This window comes from Mannheimia bovis, assembly GCF_014541205.1.
In the GTDB taxonomy this organism is placed as follows: domain Bacteria; phylum Pseudomonadota; class Gammaproteobacteria; order Enterobacterales; family Pasteurellaceae; genus Mannheimia; species Mannheimia bovis.
In genome coordinates this window covers 1383448-1400902 of the sequence record NZ_CP061280.1, presented here as the reverse complement: position 1 = coordinate 1400902, position 17455 = coordinate 1383448, and the positions used below count along the sequence as shown (strand labels likewise).

Annotated in this window: 12 protein-coding genes and 3 tRNA genes; 4 read left to right on the top strand and 11 right to left on the bottom strand. The window is 40.3% G+C overall.

Annotation, left to right across the window (positions count from 1 at the left end):
• Window positions 1-126 precede the first annotated feature (126 nt).
• The 4 genes from pnp (at window position 127) to tadA (ending at window position 5887) form a co-directional block, all read left to right on the top strand.
• Window positions 127-2277 carry a polyribonucleotide nucleotidyltransferase gene (gene pnp, locus ICJ55_RS06900; protein ID WP_188156140.1) on the top strand — a complete coding sequence of 717 codons (2151 nt, stop codon included), beginning with the start codon at window positions 127-129 and terminating at the stop codon, window positions 2275-2277.
• A gap of 83 nt (window positions 2278-2360) precedes the next feature.
• Window positions 2361-3278, top strand: coding sequence for a lipoprotein NlpI (nlpI, locus tag ICJ55_RS06895; RefSeq protein ID WP_188156139.1), 918 nt, complete (start codon window positions 2361-2363; stop codon window positions 3276-3278).
• Window positions 3279-3476: 198 nt separating this feature from the next.
• Window positions 3477-5288: a DEAD/DEAH box helicase gene (locus ICJ55_RS06890; protein ID WP_188156138.1), complete on the top strand. Its 1812-nt coding sequence runs from the start codon at window positions 3477-3479 to the stop codon at window positions 5286-5288.
• Between the two features lie 83 nt (window positions 5289-5371).
• Entirely contained in the window at window positions 5372-5887 is a 516-nt protein-coding gene (tadA, locus tag ICJ55_RS06885) for a tRNA adenosine(34) deaminase TadA (protein ID WP_188156137.1), read from the top strand.
• Window positions 5888-5926: 39 nt separating this feature from the next.
• Here tadA and ICJ55_RS06880 read toward each other — a convergent pair whose 3' ends face one another.
• The 11 genes from ICJ55_RS06880 to lpdA form a co-directional block, all read right to left on the bottom strand.
• On the bottom strand, window positions 5927-7021 hold the full coding sequence (locus ICJ55_RS06880; protein WP_188156136.1) for a lytic murein transglycosylase: 1095 nt from the start codon (window positions 7019-7021) through the stop codon (window positions 5927-5929).
• Between the two features lie 3 nt (window positions 7022-7024).
• Entirely contained in the window at window positions 7025-7948 is a 924-nt protein-coding gene (gene truB / locus ICJ55_RS06875; protein ID WP_188156135.1) for a tRNA pseudouridine(55) synthase TruB, read from the bottom strand.
• Window positions 7949-7950: 2 nt separating this feature from the next.
• A complete protein-coding gene (gene rbfA, locus ICJ55_RS06870) occupies window positions 7951-8331 on the bottom strand; it encodes a 30S ribosome-binding factor RbfA (RefSeq protein WP_188156134.1) in 381 nt (126 codons plus the stop codon).
• A gap of 111 nt (window positions 8332-8442) precedes the next feature.
• Window positions 8443-10989 carry a translation initiation factor IF-2 gene (gene infB / locus ICJ55_RS06865; protein ID WP_244141761.1) on the bottom strand — a complete coding sequence of 849 codons (2547 nt, stop codon included), beginning with the start codon at window positions 10987-10989 and terminating at the stop codon, window positions 8443-8445.
• A gap of 22 nt (window positions 10990-11011) precedes the next feature.
• Window positions 11012-12508, bottom strand: a complete 1497-nt coding sequence (gene nusA, locus ICJ55_RS06860) for a transcription termination factor NusA (protein ID WP_188156133.1) — start codon at window positions 12506-12508, stop codon at window positions 11012-11014.
• Window positions 12509-12528: 20 nt separating this feature from the next.
• Window positions 12529-12990 (bottom strand): ribosome maturation factor RimP, encoded by a 462-nt coding sequence (gene rimP, locus ICJ55_RS06855; protein WP_188156132.1) that lies wholly within the window; start codon window positions 12988-12990, stop codon window positions 12529-12531.
• 230 nt (window positions 12991-13220) lie between these two features.
• Window positions 13221-13297, bottom strand: a tRNA-Met gene (locus tag ICJ55_RS06850).
• Window positions 13298-13345: 48 nt separating this feature from the next.
• Window positions 13346-15502 (bottom strand): transglycosylase SLT domain-containing protein, encoded by a 2157-nt coding sequence (locus ICJ55_RS06845; RefSeq protein ID WP_188156131.1) that lies wholly within the window; start codon window positions 15500-15502, stop codon window positions 13346-13348.
• 103 nt (window positions 15503-15605) lie between these two features.
• Window positions 15606-15679, bottom strand: a tRNA-Cys gene (locus ICJ55_RS06840).
• 15 nt (window positions 15680-15694) lie between these two features.
• Window positions 15695-15770: transfer RNA gene (locus ICJ55_RS06835), tRNA-Gly, on the bottom strand.
• Between the two features lie 199 nt (window positions 15771-15969).
• Window positions 15970-17394: a dihydrolipoyl dehydrogenase gene (gene lpdA, locus ICJ55_RS06830; protein WP_188156130.1), complete on the bottom strand. Its 1425-nt coding sequence runs from the start codon at window positions 17392-17394 to the stop codon at window positions 15970-15972.
• Window positions 17395-17455: the final 61 nt, after the last annotated feature.

Here is a 17455-nt window from a genome sequence, read left to right as displayed (position 1 = left end):
TTTTATTTTTTATATTGAGAGGCGGCTATCAAAAATTCTCTTAATGTGTTTGAGAGTTTTTTTGCTAGTCGCAATTTAGAGAAATAAAACGAAAATAATAGTAAATTCTTTAAAAAGGAAAACAGAATGACTCCAATTGTTAAACAATTTAAATACGGTCAGCATACCGTAACCTTAGAAACCGGTGCTATTGCACGCCAAGCTACAGCGGCAGTAATGGCAAGTATGGACGACACAACAGTTTTTGTGACTGTAGTGGCTAAAAAAGATGTGAAAGAAGGTCAAGATTTCTTCCCATTAACAGTGGATTACCAAGAGCGTACTTATGCTGCCGGTCGTATCCCGGGGGGGTTCTTCAAACGTGAAGGTCGTCCTTCTGAAGGCGAAACCTTAGTAGCTCGCTTAATTGACCGCCCTGTTCGCCCACTCTTCCCTGAAGGTTTCTTCAATGAAATTCAAGTGATTGCAACCGTAGTGTCAGTAAATCCACAAATCAGCCCGGATTTAGTGGCAATGATCGGTGCATCAGCTGCGTTATCATTATCAGGCGTACCATTTAACGGTCCTATCGGTGCAGCACGTGTCGGTTTCATCAACGATCAATTCGTATTAAACCCAACCACATCAGAACAAAAAGTCAGCCGTTTAGATTTAGTGGTTGCAGGTACAGACAAAGCGGTATTAATGGTGGAATCTGAAGCAGATATTTTAACTGAAGAGCAAATGCTTTCAGCGGTAGTATTCGGTCACCAGCAACAACAAGTTGTGATTGAAAACATCAAAGAATTCGTAAAAGAAGCTGGTAAACCACGTTGGGATTGGGTTGCTCCTCAGCCAAATACCGATTTAATCAACAAAGTGAAAGCCCTAGCGGAAAGCCGCATTGGCGATGCTTATCGTATCACTGAAAAACAAGCTCGTTACGAGCAAATTGATGCGATTAAAGCAGAAGTGATTGCTCAATTAACCGCTGAAGATGAAACTGTAAGCGAAGGTGCAATCATTGATATCATCACTTCATTAGAAAGTGCTGTAGTGCGTAGCCGTATTATTGCAGGCGAGCCACGTATTGATGGTCGTACGGTAGATACTGTACGTGCGTTAGATATTTGTACAGGCGTATTACCTCGTACTCACGGTTCTGCAATCTTCACTCGTGGCGAAACTCAAGCATTAGCGGTTGCTACCTTAGGTACAGAGCGTGATGCTCAAATTATTGATGAATTAACCGGCGAGAAATCAGATCGTTTCTTATTCCATTACAACTTCCCTCCGTTCTCTGTAGGCGAAACAGGTCGTATCGGCTCACCAAAACGTCGTGAAATCGGTCACGGTCGTTTAGCAAAACGTGGTGTGTTAGCAGTAATGCCAACTGCTGAAGAATTCCCATATGTAGTACGTGTTGTTTCAGAAATCACTGAATCAAACGGTTCATCTTCAATGGCATCTGTTTGTGGTGCATCACTTGCGTTAATGGATGCGGGTGTTCCAATTAAAGCTGCAGTTGCAGGTATCGCAATGGGCTTAGTGAAAGAAGACGAAAAATTCGTGGTACTTTCTGATATTTTAGGCGATGAAGACCACTTAGGCGATATGGATTTTAAAGTAGCCGGTACTCGCAATGGTGTTACGGCACTACAAATGGATATTAAAATTGAAGGTATCACGCCTGAAATTATGCAAATTGCGTTAAACCAAGCAAAAGGTGCTCGTATGCACATTTTAAGCGTGATGGAACAAGCAATCCCTGCACCTCGTTCAGATATTTCCGACTACGCTCCACGCATTCATACAATGAAAATTGATCCGAAGAAAATCAAAGATGTCATTGGTAAAGGTGGTGCAACTATCCGTGCATTAACCGAAGAAACCAATACCTCAATTGATATTGATGATGACGGTACAGTGAAAATTGCTGCAACTGATGGCAATGCAGCGAAAGCAGTAATGGCTCGTATCGAAGAAATCGTAGCAGAAGTGGAAGTAAACCAAATCTACAACGGTAAAGTAACCCGTGTAGTAGACTTCGGTGCATTCGTGTCAATCTTAGGTGGTAAAGAGGGCTTAGTTCACATTTCACAAATTACCAACGAACGTGTAGAGCGTGTAGCGGATTACCTACAAGTTGGTCAAGAAGTACAGGTGAAGGTAGTAGAGATCGACCGTCAAGGTCGCATCCGCTTAACAATGAAAGATCTTAACAACACAAATTCAGAAGTGAATGCAGAAGAAACTGTATCTGAAGAGGTTGTAGCAACAGAACAAGAAAATATCTAGTTCTGGATTATAAAGGTGAATGACGGACATCACATTGTCCGTTATTCAGTTTTTTAGTGTTCCTTAAATAAGGATATTCTGCGATGGCACAACTGTTTAAGTTGTTTCGAATTCGTTTCTTTTTACTTAATTTAATTTCTATTTTAATGCTAACAGGCTGTAGCGGTCGTTATTCCGATTTAGTCTCTATAAAGAACTTAGCATTAGCAGAACTTAATCCTCAACTTCGTTTTGAACAAGAGGCGATGATGGTAAGGCTTAGCCAAGTATTGGAAGAAGCCCCCTTAACGCCCTCTGAACAAGCAGACCTCTATTTTGAAAGAGGTGTCATTTATGATAGCTTAGGGTTATGGTCTTTAGCCCGTTATGATTTTGCTCAAGCGATTTCGATTAATCAACGAATGGCAGCAGCTTATAACTATATGGGATTATACCTTTTATTAGAAGGTGATTACGACAGCTCAATTGATGCCTTTAATGCCGTATTAGAGCTAGATAACGAATATAGCTATACTTATCTAAATCGTGGCTTAGCATTCTACTATAGTGGTCGTTATTCTGAAGCCCAGCGTGATTTATTACGTTTTTACGAAGAAGATAAAAAAGATCCTTATCGTGTGCTGTGGCTCTACTTTAATGAGCTAGAACTTACGCCAACAGAAGCTAAAAATAATTTACAAAAAAGAGCTAATGCCCTTTCTCCTGATTATTGGGGAACCAATATCGTAAATTATTTTTTAGGCAAGCTAAATTTAGCCAAACTTCGTGCTATAATGGATAGTGAAGCTAAAGAAAATAGCTCGCAATATGCGGAAATACTGACAGAAACGTATTTCTATTTAGCAAAACAACAACTCAAATTAGATCATAAAGATGAGGCAATCAGCCTTTTCCGCCTTGCTTTAACAAATCAAGTGTTTAACTTCGTTGAGTATCGTTTTGCCCTGTTTGAACTATCACAAATTCGTGGTATGACTCAAACATCTCCTGTTGTTGAATAGGGAAATAGGACAGACAAGCGGTTAATTTTGCAAAAAAACTTACAAAAATAACCGCTTATACTCAGGGGATTTTTAGAGCATTACGCTTTGTTATTTCGTTTCTTCCTAATCTCAACAATATAATTTTTTTATTGAATGCGGCAACAGGAAATAGCCTTTATTTTCTGTTCTCTGCCATTCCCAACTAAATGGTTTTTTATGACAACTGAATCTTTAACTTTTGCCGACTTAGGCTTACCTCAATCTATTCTTGATGCTGTGAACGATATGGGTTTTGTAACCCCATCACCAATCCAACAAGAATGTATTCCTCATCTATTAGCCGGTCGAGATGTGCTCGGAATGGCACAAACCGGAAGTGGAAAAACAGCAGCGTTCTCTTTACCTCTATTAGCTCAAATCGATCCAACACAACGCCACCCACAAATGTTAGTAATGGCACCTACTCGTGAATTAGCAATCCAAGTTGCTGATGCCTGTGAACAATTTGCCAAAAACCTTAAAGGTACTCGTGTAGTTACCATTTATGGCGGACAGCGTTACGATATTCAACTTCGTGCATTAAAACAAGGCTCACAAGTGGTTGTGGGCACACCTGGGCGTATTCTTGACCATATTCGTCGTGGCACGTTAGATTTATCTGAATTGAAATTTATTGTATTAGACGAAGCTGATGAAATGCTCCGTATGGGCTTCATTGATGATGTGGAAACTGTGATGGCTGAATTACCGGAAGATCATCAAACTGCCCTGTTCTCTGCAACAATGCCGGAACCAATTCGCCGTATCACTCGTCGCTTTATGAAAGATCCTCAAGAGGTCAAAATTAAAGCAACCGAACGCTCTGCCCCGGATATCGAGCAAAGCTACTGGTTAGTAAACGGCTTCCGCAAAAATGATGCGTTATTACGTTTCTTAGAAGTCGAAGAGTTTGATGCGGCTATTATTTTTACCCGTACTAAAACCGGCACAATCGATATTACCGAATTATGTGAACGCAACGGCTACCGTACTGCAGCATTAAACGGTGATATGACCCAACAAGCACGTGAGCAAACTTTAGAAAAATTGCGTTCAGGTCGTTTAGATATTTTAGTTGCAACTGATGTTGCTGCTCGTGGTATTGATATTGAGCGAATCAGCCTTGTAGTAAACTACGATATTCCACTTGAAGAAGAATCTTATGTTCACCGTATCGGTCGTACCGGTCGTGCCGGTCGCTCAGGTCGTGCGCTATTATTTGTTGAGCCTCGTGAACGCCGTTTATTACGCAATATTGAAAATCTAATCAAAAAGCCCATTAATGAAGTGGCAATTCCGAACCACGAAGTATTAATGGAAAAACGCCGTGAGAAATTCAAAGCTCGTATTTCTAAGCAGCTAGAGCATCACGATTTAGAAAAATATCGTGAGTTACTTGAAGATTTATTCACCGCAGACCAAGATCACGAAGAATTAGCGGCGGCAATGATGATGTTATTGCAAGAGAAGCAAAAACTCATTCTTCCACCGGACCCCGTTATTCGTGCCGCTCGTTCAGAACGTGGACGTGATCGTAATGACAGAAACGACCGTAGAAGTGGTCGTGAGGAACGTCAAGGTAGCGGTATGGCAATGGATTTATATCGTATCGAACTTGGTCGTGAAGATGGTGTGGAAGTACGCCATATCGTGGGTGCAATTGCAAATGAAGGTGATATCAGTAGCCGCTATATCGGGCATATTAAATTGCACGATACTTACTCAACCATTGAATTGCCACAGGGTATGCCAAAACATTTAGTGCAACATTTTGCAAGCAAAGCACGCGTGTTAAGTAAACCAATGCAAATGAGCCTATTAGGTCCTGCAAACAATGCAAGCAATGCTAATCCATTTGAAGGTCGTGGCAGGGGTGAGCATCGTGATCGCAATGATAGAGGCGGTCGCCGTGATAGCGGTTTTAATAAAGACCGTAAAGGTGGCTTTAAAGAAAAACGCTTTAGCGAAAAACGCAGTCGCCGTGATTAATTAGATAATGCCCTAGTTCGATAGGGCATTTTTCATATTACACTATTTTACAAGCGGTCTTTTTTCTATATTTTTTTGCAACTATGTTTATAAAACCTAATCAAATTTCTTGTTCAACAGAAATTTCCGAACAAGATATTGCCTTTATGCAATACGCTTTAGATTTAGCTGATTTAGCTGAAGCAAAAGGCGAAATACCAGTAGGGGCGGTATTAGTCGATAAAAATCAAAATATCATTGGAAAAGGTTGGAATCAAACGATTCAATTATCTGATCCCTCCGCTCACGCTGAAATGCAAGCTATCCGCCAAGCAGGGCAAATGATTGGTAATTATCGACTATTGGATTGTACGCTCTATGTAACACTTGAACCCTGTCCAATGTGTGCGGGGGCGATTTTACATAGTCGAATTAGTCGATTAGTATTTGGAGCGAGTGATTATAAAACAGGGGCGGTAGGCTCACGTTACCATCTATTTGAAGATTATAAAATGAACCATTTTTTAGGAATACAAGGCAATGTGCTAGGTAAGGAGTGTAGCCAAAAGATCAGCGATTTTTTTAAAAAAAGACGTGAAGAGAAGAAAGCACGATTGTAAATAAAAGAAAGGGCATAGTCATTCCACTATGCCTTTAACTTATTGATCAACTGAAGATAAAATTCTATCTGCAAATTTACCGATACTAATACCAAAGTTATTCGATCTGTTCCAATCCATTAAGGTACGGAAATTGTTGGATACCAAAAACGCTCTACCCGCTTCTTTATCCGGACGAATTAACCAGACTTTTTTACTATTTAATCGAGCCATTTTCGCTACTTCTTGGTCATTAGGGTAAGCAAGATAAACACCTAATGACTGCCATTCCGCTAAGGTTCTTGCCTTATTAGCTTCAATGCCTGAGAAACTTAAATCGATTGGAGCAGATAAATTCACTTCCACGCCCCAAGGTAATTGGTTGTCCCAACCAACTGTTGAAAGATAATTTGCAATAGAAGCAAACGCATCTGCTTCATTATTCCAAATATCCTTTTTGCTGTCATTATTACCATCAGCCGCATAAGTCAGATACGAAGTTGGCATAAATTGCGTTTGCCCCATCGCTCCAGCCCAAGAACCAAGCAATTCATAGCGTTTAATTGTACCGTTGTCGAGCATTTTCATCGCATTTACAAACTCTTGTGTGAAGAGTTTTTCACGACGTCCATCAAATGCTAAAGTTGCCAACACTGAGAGCACATCAAAATCACCTTGATTACGCCCGAAGCTACTCTCCATTCCCCAAAGTGCCAAAATATACTCTTTTTGTACACCATATTTTTGGCTTGCACGAGTTAAATCTGCACTATATTCATACCAACGTTCAACTGCTTGATTTACTTTGGTTTGATTTAATACTTTATTCAAGTAATTCGTTACACCATTTGGATTTGGCGGTGGGGGTGGTAAATTTGGATCACGCTTACGAGCAGCTTGCTGCTGATCTAATTGAACTGCTCTCGCATTATAATTAATGAATTTCTGCTCATTTAACGTTTTTGCAGAAACACCGGCACCTGCCGCTTTCTGCTTTAAAAAATACACATAGTCATTAAAATTGCTGACTGAACGTGATTTCGTGTATTTTTCATCTAAGTCTAAGCGTGGATACTTCTCAGAAGTATCACTTGAGCACCCTGCAAGGGCAAAGGTAATAATTGCTAAGGGTAAAGTAAAAAGTGTCGATTTCATCTGCTATTCTGTTAAGTTAATCATTCGGTTAGGGCGGATCACATTATCACGAGTAACCTCTGCTACACCTAGAAATTGTGCATTATCGGAATATAAACGCACCAAACCATAAATTTGATGAGGATTGTCAAACCTAACTCTTTGACCAAAACCAACAGCTTTAGTTTGTTGTTCGGTCAAATTTATTTTTGCTAACGCAGAAACAGCGGTATCCATTGCTAATAAATGTTTATCTAGCTCTACAAGCGGTTGATTTTCTGCTAAATTTTGCAAATCTGCATAGCTTATCATTTTATCAATAGGATAATTCGCTACAGCAGTTCGGCGTAGCATAGTAACGTGAGCCCCACAACCAAGCACTTCGCCTAGATCATCAATAAGGGTACGAATGTAAGTGCCTTTTGAGCAGTACACTTCTAACGTTAAAAACGGTGCATTGTACTCAATAAAATTCAGCTCAAAAATCGTAATCGGGCGTGCTTCACGCTCAATGGCAATGCCTGCTCGTGCATATTCATACAGCGGCTTGCCGTTATGTTTTAAAGCGGAGAACATTGTCGGTACTTGCAGAATATTGCCCCGAAATTGCTCCAAATTTGCTAGAATATCAGCTTCAGTTACATTTACTTCTCTGGTTTCAACGATATTCCCTTCTGCATCGGAAGTATCTGTTCTTTCACCTAATTTTGCGGTTACTAAATAACGCTTATCCGAATCCAACAAAAATTGGGAAAATTTAGTTGCTTCACCCAAACAAATCGGCAACATACCTGTTGCCAAAGGATCTAACGCCCCGGTATGCCCCGCTTTGTTGGCTTGGAAAATACGTTTCACCTTTTGCAGAACGTCGTTTGACGACATTCCCTGTGGTTTATCTAATAGGAAAACGCCGTGAATATCACGGCCACGCTTACGAGGTCTAGACACAATTAGTCCTCTTTATGCTTTTCTTCATCATTTTTGATCACACTAGATACAAGGTTAGACATACGCATACCTTCTACTAAGGATTCATCGTAAATAAAACGCAACTCAGGCACAATACGCAAACGCATTGCTTTGCCTAATAGTGTGCGAATATAAGGACTGGCTTTTTCCAAGCCTTTCATACCTTGTGCAATCGCCTCAGGGTCGTTATCAAACAAGAAGGTTACAAAGATTTTTGCATAGGCTAAATCTCTGGAAACTTCTACATCTGAAACCGTTACCATACCGATACGAGGATCTTTTACTTCTCGTTGTAAAATAACTGCAACCTCTTTTTGTAGTTCTTGAGCTACACGGTCGCTACGTTTAAATTCTCTAGACATTTTCTATTTCCTATAATAGCGGAAAAGGCACGCGTGCAAACACGTGTGCCGTTATTAGGTAAGCGGTCAATTTTTACAAATTTTTTGCAAAATCAGACCGCTTGTGGATGATTAGATCGAACGCTTAATCTCAACGATTTCAAATACTTCGATCTGATCGCCAACTTTCACATCGTTATAGTTTTTCACGCCGATACCACATTCCATACCATTACGCACTTCTGATACGTCATCTTTAAAGCGGCGTAGAGATTCTAATTCGCCCTCAAAGATTACCACATTATCACGTAAAACGCGGATCGGGTTGTTACGTTTCACCACACCTTCAGTAACCATACAACCTGCGATAGCACCAAATTTCGGGTGGCGGAATACATCACGCACTTCTGCCAAGCCGATGATTTCTTGTTTGAACTCAGGCTGTAACATACCGCTCATTGCCGCTTTCACATCATTTAATAGCTCGTAAATGATCGAATAGTAACGTAAATCGATGTTTTCTGTTTCAATCACACGGCGGGCTGAAGCATCTGCACGCACGTTAAAGCCGACCATAATCGCATTTGAGGCTGCAGCTAAAGTTGCATCAGTTTCCGTGATACCACCCACGCCTGAACCCACAATTTTCACTTTCACTTCGTCTGTTGAAAGTTCCATTAATGATTGGCTGATGGCTTCTACAGAGCCTTGTACATCTGCTTTTACAATGATGTTCAACTCTGCCACATCGCCTGCGGTCATATTGCTGAACATATTTTCTAATTTCGCTTTTTGCTGACGAGCAAGTTTCACTTCACGGAATTTACCTTGACGATATAACGCTACCTCACGAGCTTTTTTCTCATCACGTACAACCGTTGCTTCATCACCGGCTGCCGGCACACCTGAAAGACCTAATACTTCAACAGGAATTGATGGACCAGCTGATTCAATATCTTTACCGTTTTCATCACGCATTGCACGCACACGACCATACTCAAAGCCACAAAGTACGATATCGCCTTTATTTAAAGTACCTGATTGAACAAGAATAGTTGCCACCGGACCACGACCTTTATCTAAGTAAGATTCGATTACCACACCACTTGCCATACCGTCTTTAACAGCAGTCAACTCTAAAACTTCAGATTGAAGAATGATGGCTTCAAGTAAGTCATCAATACCCATCCCTTTTTTCGCAGAAACCGGTACGAATTGTACATCACCACCGAATTTTTCAGAGATAACTTCGTGTTGTAACAATTCTTGTTCTACACGATCAGGGTTAGCTTCCGGTTTATCAATTTTGTTTACCGCAACCACCAACGGAGCACCTGCCGCTTTCGCGTGTTGGATTGCCTCGATAGTTTGTGGCATCACACCATCGTCAGCCGCTACCACAAGAACGACGATATCCGTTGCTTTCGCACCACGAGCACGCATTGAGGTAAATGCCGCGTGCCCCGGAGTATCTAAGAAGGTAATCATCTTACCATCATCAGTTTCCACGTGGTAAGCACCGATGTGCTGGGTAATACCGCCCGCTTCGCCCGCTGCTACTTTAGCTTTACGGATGTAGTCAAGTAATGAGGTTTTACCGTGGTCAACGTGACCCATAATAGTTACAACCGGTGCACGCGTTACTTTTTCTGCATCAGTATCACGGTCTTCCATTACAGCTTCTTCTAACTCGTTTTCTTTACGAAGAATTACTTTGTGACCTAACTCTTCCGCCACTAATTGGGCAGTTTCTTGGTCGATAACTTGGTTGATGGTTACCATTTCGCCCATTTTCATCATCATTTTGATGATTTCAGTCGCTTTTACCGCCATTTTATTAGCAAGTTCCGCCACGGTAATGGTTTCACCAATCACAACATCAGCTTTTACAACCTGAGCAGGTTTAGTAAAGGCTTGTTGCAATGCTGCACCTTTTTTGCCTTGTTTACCTTTACCTTTCACTTCTTTTTGGTTACGGCGATCTGCACTGCGTTCGTTTTTGTCATCTTCACGTCCGCCTTTTTTCGTTTTCGCGACAGCACCTTTACTGTTGCGACCACGGCTATTTTCACTACGGCGATCGTTATCACGATCTGCTTCACGTGCGTAAGATGAGGTAAAACGTTCATCATCAAAATCTTCGCTACCATTATCTTCTGCTTCTTCACGAGCAATTTCTGCTAAACGACGAGCATTTTCTGCCGCACGCTTCGCTTCCATTTCCGCTTTTTGCTGAGCTAACTCTTCTTGCTTACGGCGTAATTCTGCTTCTTCTTTACGCTTCGCTTCTTTTTCAGGATCAACGGCTTTTTCTTGCTTCACTTGAGCCTGTGGTTTCGGTTTTTCTTCTTTTGCTTTGCTGTTTGGCATTACAGGAGCAGAAGGTGCTTTACTAGCGGTCGATTCTGCTGCTTTTTTTGCAGCTTCTTCTTGCTTCGCTTTTTCTTTTGCCTCAGCTTCTGCTTTTTCACGAGCTAGTTTTTCTGCTGCTTCTTTTTCAGCTTTTGCCTTTGCAGCAGCTGCTTCTTTTGCTGCTTTTTCTTGTAATGCTTTCGCATCAATTTTGGGTTTTTTCTCTTTAACTTCAACCGCTTTTACTTTACCACTCGTGGTTGTCGCATTCACTTTACTCGCTTTACGAGCACCGCCAAGCGAAAGTGTTTTTTTCTCTTCAGTCATTTTTTTATCCTCTTTGCTTAGCTTAGTTGAACCAACAGATTTGACGTGCTGCCATAATTAGCTCGCCGGCTTTTTCTTCTGATAACTCTTCAATATCTGCTAAATCATCAACGCCTTGCTCTGCAAGTTCTTCAAGAGTTGTAATCTGTTTTTCCGCTAATTTGAATGCGATATGACGATCCATACCTTCAAGCGTTAATAATTTATCTTCAATCTGAGCTGATTTTAATAATTGCTCTTCTTCTAACGCTTTCTTCGTAATCGCATTTTTTGCACGCAATTGTAATTCTTCAACTAAATCTTCGTCTTCTAAACCATCAATTGCTGTTAAAGCATCAACAGGTACATATGCAATCGCTTCTAATGAAGTAAAGCCTTCTTCAATTAATACTTGAGCAAATTCTTCATCAATTTCCAATGCTGAAGTTAATAAATCAATTACTTTTCCGTCTTCTTCTGCATTTTTCTGTGTTAATTCTTCATTTGTCATCACATTTAACGCCCAACCTGTTAATTGGGTTGCTAAACGTACGTTTTGACCGTTACGACCAATTGCTTGAGCTAAGTTTTTGCTCTCAACAGCAATATCCATTGAATGAGCTTCATCGTTAATTACGATAGAACTTACATCTGCCGGAGCCATTGCATTAATTACAAATTGAGCAGGGTTTTCGTCCCAAAGTACGATATCAACACGCTCGCCACCGAGTTCATTACTAATAGCTTGAACTCGTGCTCCACGCATACCTACGCAAGCACCTACCGGATCAATACGCTTATCGTGTGTTTTCACTGCAATTTTCGCACGAGAACCTGCATCACGAGCTGAACCTTTAATCTCAATCACACCTTCACCAATTTCAGGCACTTCAAGCTTAAATAACTCTTCAAGCATCACAGGTTTTGCACGGGTAACAAACAGTTGAGGACCTTTTGACTCAGGTTTGATCTCATATAATACACCACGCACACGATCGCCCGGACGGAAGTTTTCACGAGGGAGCATATCTTCACGCACAATCACTGCTTCGCCTTTGATGTCTTCCGTTTTACCGGCTAATTCAAGGAAAATATTATCACGGGTTACTTTTTTCACGGTTGCAATAATAATTTTGCCTAAATCTGAGCGGAATTCGTCAATAATTTTAGTTTTTTCAGCTTCACGGATTTTCGTTTTCACTACTTGACCGAAAGTTTGAATTGCTACACGACCAAATTCGATAGACTCTACTTCATCTTCAATAAAATCGCCTAGTTGTACATTTGGATCTTCAAATTGTGCAGCTTCTAAGCTGATTTCACGCGTCATATTACTCACGTTTTCCACAACTGCCCAACGGCGGAAAGTTTGAAAATCACCTGTTTTGCGATCAACTACTACACGCACATCAATGTCTAAATCACGGCTTTTCTTCGTTGCAATGGTTAAAGCCGTTTCTAATGCTTCAAAAATCGCTTCTTTTGGTAATTGCTTTTCGTTTGATACTGCTTCTGCAGCTAATAAAATCTCTTTACTCATTTTGTCAGTTTGCCTTCATCTTAAAAATTAAAAACGGGAACTAAATTTGCTTTTTGAATGTTGCCAAATGCGAATTGACGGTCTTCGTTATCTACGGTTAGGGTAATAAAATCGCCTTCAACTGCTTTGATTTGACCTTGCCATTTACGGCGGTCGAACATTGGAATACGCAAATGAATAACTACATCACGCCCAATGAAACGTTCATAATGAGCAATCGTGAATAGCGGTCTATCTAAACCCGGAGAAGAAACTTCTAAGTTATATTTATCTGCAATCGGGTCTTCCACATCAAAAATCGCACTGACTTGACGGCTCACATCGCTACAATCATCAATGGTTACACCGCCCTCTTTATCAATATATAAACGAACCGTTAAAAAACGCCCCGCAAGTTGGCATTCAATGCCAACTAATTCAAAGCCTAATGCTTCAATAGAATCCAGCACAAGCTCTTCTAATTTTTGTTCTAAGGTTGCCAAATCAATCTCCAAATATAAAAAAAGCCGGATAAACCAGCTTTGATACGTTAATTTCTGTACCAATTTCCGTAAAAAAACCCCAGACGGGAAACCGTGGGGCTTTAAGCGGTTTGTTTTTTTATGATGTAACGACTACAAGCGGTCTTTTTTTGCTAATTTTTTGCAAAATTAATTTAAAACACCATATAAAACAAAACTCACAACTTTAACCAAAGCTGTGAGCTTAAAACTGGTTGCGGGGGCTGGATTTGAACCAACGACCTTCGGGTTATGAGCCCGACGAGCTACCAAGCTGCTCCACCCCGCGTCTGATGTGGTGCATTATAGACTTTTAAACTAAAAATGCAAGCACTTTTTAATATTTTCCCCCTAATTCCTCTTGATAGAACATTTTTAATCCATTTTTTGATTTTTCACTTACATTACCATAGAGCATTTGGTAATAATAGTCATAAGCCAGCACATTTTGCACATAGCCTCTGGTTTCATAAAATGGAATACTGGCAATGAATTCGTCCATTGCTAAAGTACCTTTACTCCGACCAAGCCACTGCTCTACACGCCCAACACCTGCATTATACGCTGATGATATCAAAATGCGGTTGTTTGGATATTTTTCATTTAGCTCCATTAAATGTGTTGTGCCAAGCATAATATTGTTGAATGGTCTAAATAAATCCCGATCACCTCTAAAGGGTAAACTATTATCTTTAGCTGTTTTTTCTGCTGTACTTGGCAACATTTGCATTAACCCTCTTGCATTTGCGTGTGATTGAGCTTGTGGATTCCAAGCACTTTCTTGCCGTGCGATGGCTTGTGCAAATGATTTACTGATTTTTTTATCTTGTAAATTCAGATCAAACCAATCTGAATACGCATTCGGTAGGCGTAAATCAATATTATCAAAGGCTTTTATCTGGATTGTGCCCTCCACCGCTAAATCATACCAATTTTGCTCTTTTGCATATTTAATAATAGCAAGTTGAGTTTGGGTAGGCGGATGCTCTCCCGTTTCAGCTTTTACATTATTGATTAAATTAATCCAAACTCGCTTAGCCTGCTCCATTTGCCCGAGTTCTCGCAACTCTTGAATACGCTCAAATTGCTTTTCATACAATTCACGTTGTGCCTGTGTTAAATCTGCCACTTCAATAATAGGGAATTGATAAGCAACCCCTAATTGTTGAGCAGCCAGCATTGGGTAAAACCCTCGCTCTTTTATTAATACTTCAAATATTGCTTTACGCTTAGCTCCATTTTTTTCAATTTTAGCCGCCCAATAACGCCATTCTGCTTTTCCTTTAGCTTCTTGAGAGAGAGACTGCAACCACTCATTTAAATCTGCTTTTTGCCAAATTGCCATACGCAATCTGCGTTCTAATAGATTATCAGCCCCTAAGGCTTTAATCTGTTCATCACGCCAGAGTTGGAATGTGGGTTCTTCATTATCAAAATGTCGGCTGATAAAAGCGGTTTTTAACGCTTTAAATTCATCTTCACTAAATTGGTACTGCTCAGCCCATAATTGATATTTCTCAAATGTTGGATTATCTAGTTTCTCTGGTTGAGTACGAATATATTTTGGCAATAATTCCACAATAATTGCTTTATTTTCCGCTTTAAACGATGAATCAAGCGGTTGATTTTCAATAAAATTTTGCAATTCTTTCGGATTACTCACTACTTTTTCAACTGAACTGAGCCACGTTTTCAAATTTTCAGCCGTTGCATTAATTGCTAAATTTGTAATCTCCGCATTTGCATTTTGTTTGACTAATTCGACCGCTTTCAGACGTACTTTCTCATCTGTTTTGAACCCCTGCTCTCGCCAATGGCTTTCTAAATTTGCACAATCAGAAGTTAATTTAGGATTAGCAAGCCAAAAAGCATCAAATTCTTTCGCTAGTGCCGATAATTCCGCATTCTCTATTTTTTGTTCGACCGCAGGATTAATCTGAGCTTTACTTGCGACTATTTCATAACGAGCTGAAAACAGACGGCATTGATCAACTAACTGTGTTGGCTTGACACCCTTTGCAAACTCTACTAATTCTTCAAATTTTTGCTCACGATAGAGCTGTTCAAACATAAAATTCTGCAACTGTTTTTGATATAAAGAATCCGGATATTTTGAAATAAATGCTTTAACTTCGTTTATTGTGACTTGCTTCAACGTCAGTTTAGCATTTAACAATTTCCATTCCGCTTCCATTTCTAGCGGATAGCCCGATAAAGTCGCAAGTAAACGCTGAATAATTTGTTCTGTTGCCGCTGATAAATTCTTCTGGCTGATGGCTGCATCGATTAAATAATTAATCTGCTGAAAATTTTCTCTCTGCTTTAAACGTAAATTTTCTGCGTGCTGTAACTCTTTCTGATAAATTGCTAACCAATCATTTTTTAATTGTTTTAATTCTTTTTCAGTATAACTTTTTGATGGCTCTTGTCCAACTCCTGCCGCAAATGTATATTGGCTTGCTAAAAATACGGCGAGCAATGTTTTCTTCCACATAGTTTTCTCCTTAGTCGTTAGTTTTTGGCAGAAAAAGACGAATAAAGTTCAACTTGAATATTGCAAGAAAATATTGAATAAAAATAAAAATGATAAGTTTTGATGGAGGCGTGTCCCGGAGTCGAACCGAGCTACATGGATTTGCAATCCAGTGCATAACCGCTTTGCTAACACGCCGTAAGATTTGAAAATTGGAGCGGGAAACGAGGCTCGAACTCGCGACCCCGACCTTGGCAAGGTCGTGCTCTACCAACTGAGCTATTCCCGCATTTGAAGTTCCACAACACTGCGTTGTGGAATGAGGTGCATTTTACGGATTTATGATTTTATGTCAATGACAAAATGAAACTTCTACTGCTGAATGCTGAAAAAAACTTCACTCGACTTGATTTGAGCCTTAAAAATAATCAAGCGGTTGATTTTTGCAAAAAATTTACAAAAATCAACCGCTTGCTAGTGGTTATAAATTAGCGTTTTTTCGCTTTTGCGTTTGGTAAGTCTGTGATAGAACCTTCAAACACTTCTGCCGCTAAGCCTACAGATTCGTGCAAGGTTGGGTGAGCGTGAATGGTTAATGCGATATCTTCCGCATCACAGCCCATTTCAATTGCCAAGCCGATTTCGCCTAATAATTCGCCACCATTACTACCTACAATCGCACCACCTAATAAGCGGTGAGTGTCTTTATCGAAAATTAACTTTGTCATACCTTCTGAACATTCAGAAGCAATCGCACGACCTGAAGCAGCCCAAGGGAATTTAGCAACTTCGTAGTTTAAGCCTTCTTGTTTACACTCTTTCTCAGTTTTACCTACCCAAGCAACTTCCGGCTCAGTGTAAGCGATTGATGGAATCACTTTCGGATCGAAGTAGTGTTTTTGTCCGGCAATTACTTCTGCTGCAACGTGTCCTTCGTGAACACCTTTATGAGCTAACATTGGTTGTCCCACAATGTCGCCGATCGCAAAGATATGCGGCACATTGGTACGAAGTTGTTTATCAACCGGAATAAAGCCTCGCTCATCAACGTGCACGCCTGCTTTGCCTGCATCAATTAATTTACCGTTTGGCACACGACCGATTGCAACTAATACCGCATCGTAACGTTTTGTGTCGTTACACGCTTTACCTTCCATTGAAACATAGATACCGTCATCTTTTGCTTCAACTGCGGTTACTTTTGTTTCAAGCATTAGCTTGAATTTTTTCTCGATCTGTTTGGTGTAGATTGCCACAATGTCTTTGTCCGCTGCCGGAATCACTTGGTCGAACATTTCAACCACTTCCACTTCTGAACCTAAAGCGTTGTAAACTGTTCCCATCTCTAAACCGATGATACCACCACCCATAATTAAAAGTTTTTTAGGAACTTCTTTTAATTTTAAGGCATCGGTTGAATCCCAAACACGCGGATCTTCGTGTGGAATAAATGGTAATTGAATTGGGCGTGAACCTGCTGCGATAATCGCATTATCAAAGGTAACCGTTGTTGGATTACCATCACGATCACGAGCTACTAGTGTGTTCGGACCGGTAAATGTTGCTTCACCTTCAACCACTTGTACTTTACGAGCTTTTGCCATACCGGCTAGTCCACCCGTTAATTTTGATACAACAGCTTCTTTACCTGCACGAACTTGGTCTAAATCAATAGTCGGCTCGCCAAATGTTACACCATTATGCACGGCGTGTTTGGCTTCTTCGATTACTTTTGCAATGTGTAGTAATGCTTTAGACGGAATACAGCCTACGTTTAAACATACACCACCTAAGGTTGAATAACGTTCAACGATTACTGTTTCTAAACCTAAGTCTGCACAGCGGAATGCTGCTGAATAACCTGCCGGACCTGCACCAAGTACCACGACTTGTGTTTTAATTTCTTTGCTCATATTTGCCTCAATTTGTTATACAAGCGGTCGATTTTGCAAAATTTTTTACAAAAACAACCGC